Below are 6,049 nucleotides of genomic sequence, written 5' to 3'. Positions count from 1 at the left end.
CCTTCGTAGGTAACATTGCGCGCACCTTGTGGCGTCAGGACGAGCAGAACGTAGCGAACAACGCCATCTTTGCCGACGCTAAGCGTCGCTCCATCGATGAAAAACCGATTCTCAGTCGCCGCACTGACATAAAACGGCAACAGGGTTTCTTTCCTGGGAGCTGCCGGCAGCTGAACTTCAATTTCCTGCCATTGCTTGGTTTCGTAATCTTCTTCGAAATCAGCCAATTCAGCGAAAACGGTGGCTGATGCAAACATGGCCGCCAACAGGAATGACACACTTCGGAACAATGGCATAGCTAATCCTTGTGCGGCGCAGGCGTATCGAAATCCGCCGGCTCATCGGCTAGCCTGCGATGCTTCACCCCTTTACGGTCGAAATCGATGAAGCGGACAAGTTCGTTGAGCGCCTGCTCGTAAACAAGACGTTTGAACTCAATCACCGCATCCAGCGGAATCCAGTAATCGTTCCAGCGCCAGGCGTCGAATTCCGGCTTGTTGGTGGCGCGCAGACTGACGTCGCTGTCGCGCCCTACCAAGCGAAGCAGAAACCAGATTTGTTTCTGGCCTTTGTAGGAACCGCGCCATTCGCGCTTGATCCAGTGTGTCGGCACTTCATAACGCAACCAGCCTTTGGTTCGCCCAAGGATACGCACGTGTTCGGGCAGGAGCCCGACCTCTTCGTGCAGTTCACGAAACATGGCTTCTTCGGGCGTTTCGCCCCGCTTGATGCCACCTTGCGGAAACTGCCAGGAATGCTCACGTATGCGTTTTCCCCAGAAAACCTCGTTCTTGGCGTTACAAAGAATGATGCCGACGTTCGGGCGGTAGCCTTCACGGTCGAGCATAAATATCCTGCAAAAATTAATAGTTAGCCGGATTCTTTCACAAAGGGCGCCCGCTTGCAAAGAAGCCGGACCGTGTAAAATCGAGGTTTCTCAACGAATTCAAGAGCATCCCATGCGCACTTCGCAGTTCTTTTTTACGACTCTCAAGGAAGCCCCCGCCGACGCTGAAGTTGTCAGCCAGAAATTGATGCTACGCGCCGGCTATATCAAGCGCGCAGCAGCGGGCATTTATACCTGGATGCCGCTCGGATTGCGTGTGCTGCGTAAGGTTGAAAATATCGTGCGCGAAGAAATGAATAATGCCGGAGCGCTGGAATTGCTGATGCCGGCTGTCCAACCGGCCGAGTTGTGGCAAGAGTCCGGCCGCTGGGAGCAATACGGCCCGGAACTGCTGCGTTTCAAGGATCGTCATCACCGCGAATTCGTCATCGGCCCAACGCACGAGGAAGTGATTACCGACGTGGTACGCCGCGACGTCAAGAGCTATCGCCAGTTGCCGATTCACCTCTACCAGATTCAGACCAAGTTCCGCGATGAAATTCGCCCCCGTTTCGGTGTCATGCGCGGCCGCGAGTTCCTGATGAAGGATGGTTATTCTTTCCACACCTCGTTCGACGACCTGAAGCGCGAATACGGCAACATGTACGACACGTACAGCCGTATCTTCACCCGCCTCGGCCTGAAGTTCCGCGCCGTCGCTGCGGACACGGGCTCGATCGGCGGCACTGGTTCGCATGAATTCCACGTTTTAGCCGATTCCGGCGAGGACGATATCGCCTTCTGCCCGAATTCGGGCTATGCCGCCAACGTCGAACTGGCCGAGGCGGTGGCCCCATCAGCCCCGCGCGGTGCGGCAACAAAGGCCATGGAAAAGGTCGCCACGCCGGGCAAAATGGCTTGCGTCGACGTCGCCGAATACCTGGGCGTACCACTGGAAAAAATCGTCAAATCGATCGCTGTCATGAGTGAGAAGGAAGATGGCAGCACGACATTCGCTCTTTTGCTGCTGCGCGGCGATCACGAGTTGAATGAAATCAAGGCGAGCAAGATCGCCGCCATCAACCCGTTCCGTTTCGCCACGGAGCGCGAGGTTGAGGACTATCTGCGCTGCCAGCCCGGTTACATCGGGCCTGCTACGGTCAACCGGGAAAAAGTGGCCATTTTTGCCGACCGCAGCGTAGCCGCGATGAGCGATTTCGTTTGCGGCGCCAATGAGGCTGGTTTCCACTTGAGCGGGGTTAATTTCGGCCGCGACCTGCCGGAACCGGAAGTCTTCGACATCCGCAACGTTGTGGCCGGCGATCCGTCACCCGACGGTCAGGGCACACTGGAAATCCTGCGCGGCATTGAAGTCGGTCACATCTTCCAGCTTCGCCAGAAGTACGCCGAGGCACTGAATTGCGCTTACCTCGACGAAAGCGGTAAAAGCCAGATCATGGAAATGGGCTGCTACGGCATCGGCGTGTCGCGCATCGTCGGCGCCGCCATCGAGCAGGGCAACGACGACAAGGGCATCATCCTGCCGCCGGCCATCGCGCCGTTCGCAGTTTGCCTGGTGCCCATGGGCTACCACAAGAGCGAGGCCGTCAAGGCCGCGGCAGACCAGTTATACGGCGAGCTGAAGGCAGCAGGCGTCGATGTCGTCCTCGATGACCGTAACGAACGCCCTGGCGTCATGTTTGCCGACATGGAACTGATCGGCATCCCGCACCGCGTCGTCATCGGCGAGCGCGGCCTGAAGGAAGGCCAACTCGAATACAAGGGTCGCCGCGATGCGGAACCGACAATGATCGCCCAGGCCGATGCCCTCAGCGTCCTCAAAGGAAAGTTGTGCACCGCCTGATCGCGGCCCTTTGTTTGTTTGGCGCGTCGGCGGCCTTCGCTGGCGCGCAAAAGTATGAGCCGCTGTCGGCCAGCGTCCAGGCCGCGCTGCACAAGGCGGTCTCGGACTCCCGTCCGACGGTCAGTTCATTCAAGAGCCCGATGGAAGCGGCGAACTGGCTGGGCGAGATGTCGCGTCGGCTGGAAAAACGCATCCCGAACCGCGAATACCGCATTGATCTGCTGCGCAGCGTGCATTACGAAGCGACCCGTGCCGGACTCGACCCGCAACTGGTGCTCGGCCTCATGCAGGTCGAATCGGGCTTCCGCAAATACGCCGTGTCGTCGGCCGGGGCGCGCGGCTACATGCAGGTCATGCCGTTCTGGGTCAAGATCATTGGCCGTCCCGACAACTCGCTGTTCGACCTGCGGACCAACCTGCGTTACGGCTGCACCATCCTGCGTCACTACCTGGATATTGAAAAGGGCGACCTCTTCCGCGCCCTCGGCCGCTACAACGGCAGCCTGGGCAAACCGGAATATCCGAATATGGTTCGCGCCGCCTGGCAGAACCAGTGGAGCTACGAGAAGCCAGCTCGCCTCGCCCAGTCTGGACTTTGATTTTCGGCAATTTTTCTCGTTGACCGTAGGACTGCTACGGTCAACCAGAAAAAACGGCCAAAATTAAAATCAGCGCATCCCGGGCATCATGCCCTTCATGCCGCGCATGAGCTTGCCGATGCCGCCCTTGGTCATCATCTTCATCATTTTCTGCGTCTGCTCGAACTGGTTGAGCAGACGATTGACTTCCTGTACCTGAACCCCCGCCCCCATCGCGATACGACGCTTGCGGCTGGCCTTGATCAGGTCCGGCTTGGACCGTTCGAGCGGGGTCATTGAATTGATGATGCCCTCAACGCGACCGACCATCTTGCCCTCGGCCCCGGCCGGCAACTGACCGGCCATCTGGGCGATCTGGGCCGGCATCTTGTCCATCATCGCGGTCAGGCCGCCCATATTGCGCATCTGGGCAATCTGCTCCTTGAAGTCATTGAGGTCGAAGCCCTTGCCTGATTTCAACTTTTTGGCGAAAGCAATCGCCTTTTCCTCATCCAGGCCCTTCTTGGCATCCTCGATCAGCGACAGCACGTCGCCCATGCCCAGGATACGCGAAGCCATCCGCTCGGGATGGAACGCCTCCAGGCCCGACAACTTTTCGCCCACCCCCGAGAACTTGATCGGCTTGCCAGTAATGTGACGCACCGACAAAGCCGCGCCACCGCGCGCATCGCCGTCCAACTTGGTCAACACAACGCCAGTCAACGGCAACGCCTCGTTGAACGACTTGGCCGTATTGACCGCATCCTGACCCAACATGGCATCGACGACAAACAGCGTCTCGATCGGATCGATCGCCGCATGCAGCCGCTTGATTTCCGCCATCATCTCTTCATCGATAGCCAAGCGACCAGCCGTATCAACCAGCACCACGTCGTGATAATGACGCCTCGCCCAATCAATCGCCGCCAGGGCAATGGCCTCCGGCTTCTCGCCCGTGGTCGACGGGAAGAAATCGACGCCAGCCTGCCCGGCCACCGACTTCAACTGCTCGATAGCCGCCGGACGATAGACGTCACAGGAAACCACCAGCACCTTCTTCTTGTGATTTTCCTTAAGGAACTTACCCAGCTTGCCGACGGTGGTCGTCTTGCCGGCGCCCTGCAAACCGGCCATCAGGATGATCGCCGGCGGCTGGGTATTGAAATTGATCCCCTCGTGGGCATCGCCCATAATCTTGGTCAGTTCGGCATGCACGACGCCAATCAGCGCCTGCCCCGGACTCAGCGAACCGATGACCGCTTCGCCAACCGCCTTTTCCTTGACGGCGGCGATGAAATCCTTGACCACCGGCAAGGCCACGTCGGCTTCGAGCAGGGCCATGCGCACTTCGCGCAGCGCATCGGCAATATTGGTTTCCGTCAGGCGAGCTTCGCCCTTCAGCGTCTTCATGACGCGAGCAAGGCGATTGGTCAGGTTATCGAGCATGTCGTTTGGGCTTCTAGTAGAATTCAAGGATGGTTGATATTGTAATTCAGCTTCTGCCGCACATCCTCGCCGCCCTGCTTTACGCTGCACTTGGTTTCCATTTCTGGAATACCCGCTGGCGCGAAGGCGAAAACCAGTGCGTCGCCTGCCCCATGCAAGCGTGGGAGCGCGTCGCCATTGCCGCCGCCCTTTTCATTCACGCTGCCGCGCTCTACGATGCCCTGTTTGCCGAAATCGGCATGCGCTTCTCGTTCAGCTTCGCCCTCTCCCTGATGATGTGGCTCGCCGTCCTGATCTACTGGCTGGAAAGCTTCATGGCGAGAATGGAAGGCATGCAGCCGATGGTCCTCCCCCTGGCGGCTCTATGCACCGTCCTTCCAGTCTTCTTCCCGAACGTACATCTGGTCGCCAACGCCAGCGCCACCGGCTTCAAGCTGCATTTTCTGGCCGCCATGCTGGCCTACAGCCTGCTGACACTGTCAGCGCTCCACGCCATCTTCATGGGCTTTACTGAAAATGCCCTGCACAAGCGCTCGCTCAAACGCAGCCTGAACAGCCTGCCGCCACTCCTGACCATGGAAAAGCTCCTGTTCAGGATGCTGCTGGTCGGCTTCATTCTGTTGACCCTAACCGTCGGTAGCGGCGTCCTCTTCTCCGAAGCCCTGTTCGGCAAGCCGCTGACAATAGATCACAAAACCCTGTTCGCCTTCGCCTCATGGGGCATTTTTGCCACCCTTCTGGTCGGCCGCCATGCCTGGGGCTGGCGCGGCAAACGCGCCCTGCGCTGGACCCTTGCCGGATTTGCTTTGTTGATTCTGGCCTATGTCGGTAGCCGTTTCGTCGCCGAAGTCATCCTGGGGCGAGTCTGAGTCGTGGATGAAATTCCGCTATCGGCGCTGCTTATAGTGCTGGTTGTCTTGCTGGCTCTGTCGGGATTTTTTTCGCTCAGCGAAACTGCCATGATGGCCAGCAACCGTTTTCGCCTTCGCCATCTGGCCCAGTCCGGACATCACGGCGCACAAAAAGCGACCGCCCTGCTTGACCAGACCGACAAAATGCTTGGCGTCATCCTGCTTGGCAATAATTTGGTCAACTCCGCCGCAGCGACACTCGTTGGCGCAATCACCATCGCACTCTTCGGCGAAGAGAAATGGGCGCTGGCCGCCGGCACACTCGCCATCACCTTTGCCATCCTCGTTTTCTCGGAAATCACCCCCAAGATCATCGGTGCCACCCATGCCGACCGCCTGGCCGTTCGCCTCGGCTACGTGCTAACGCCGCTGCTCCGGCTCTTTTACCCCGCGGTCTGGTTCATCAACCTCTTCGCCAGTGGCC

General features: G+C 58.7%; 7 protein-coding genes. 4 read left to right on the top strand and 3 right to left on the bottom strand.

Annotated features, from left to right (window positions below; all coding sequences use genetic code 11):
- The coding region (locus ADADOO_RS00485) for a CNP1-like family protein (protein ID WP_511274200.1) at window positions 1–296 on the bottom strand (296 nt) is incomplete at its 3' end.
- A 2-nt stretch (window positions 297–298) separates the two neighbouring features.
- Window positions 299–847, bottom strand: a complete 549-nt coding sequence (locus tag ADADOO_RS00480) for an RNA pyrophosphohydrolase (RefSeq protein WP_511274201.1) — start codon at window positions 845–847, stop codon at window positions 299–301.
- Between the two features lie 112 nt (window positions 848–959).
- On the opposite strand from ADADOO_RS00480, the gene ADADOO_RS00475 reads away from it, so the two are divergent.
- Together ADADOO_RS00475 and ADADOO_RS00470 are read left to right on the top strand one after the other, a co-directional pair.
- Entirely contained in the window at window positions 960–2,690 is a 1,731-nt protein-coding gene (locus tag ADADOO_RS00475) for a proline--tRNA ligase (RefSeq protein ID WP_511274199.1), read from the top strand.
- Window positions 2,678–3,289 (top strand): lytic transglycosylase domain-containing protein, encoded by a 612-nt coding sequence (locus ADADOO_RS00470; protein WP_511274198.1) that lies wholly within the window; start codon window positions 2,678–2,680, stop codon window positions 3,287–3,289. The genes ADADOO_RS00475 and ADADOO_RS00470 overlap by 13 nt, the downstream gene beginning before the upstream one ends.
- 69 nt (window positions 3,290–3,358) lie before the next feature.
- Here ADADOO_RS00470 and ffh read toward each other — a convergent pair whose 3' ends face one another.
- The gene (gene ffh / locus ADADOO_RS00465; protein ID WP_511274197.1) at window positions 3,359–4,714 is read right to left on the bottom strand and encodes a signal recognition particle protein; all 1,356 of its coding nucleotides are present in this window, start codon (window positions 4,712–4,714) and stop codon (window positions 3,359–3,361) included.
- A gap of 29 nt (window positions 4,715–4,743) precedes the next feature.
- On the opposite strand from ffh, the gene ADADOO_RS00460 reads away from it, so the two are divergent.
- Both ADADOO_RS00460 and ADADOO_RS00455 read left to right on the top strand, forming a co-directional pair.
- Window positions 4,744–5,583, top strand: coding sequence for a cytochrome C assembly family protein (locus tag ADADOO_RS00460; RefSeq protein WP_511274196.1), 840 nt, complete (start codon window positions 4,744–4,746; stop codon window positions 5,581–5,583).
- Window positions 5,584–5,586: 3 nt separating this feature from the next.
- On the top strand, window positions 5,587–6,049 hold a 463-nt coding region (locus ADADOO_RS00455), incomplete at its 3' end, for a CNNM domain-containing protein (protein WP_511274195.1).

The organism is Azonexus sp. (assembly GCF_036170495.1).
Classification (GTDB): Bacteria; Pseudomonadota; Gammaproteobacteria; order Burkholderiales; family Rhodocyclaceae; genus Azonexus.
Note: the sequence above shows the minus strand (reverse complement) of the source record. Positions and strands in the feature narration are given on the sequence as shown.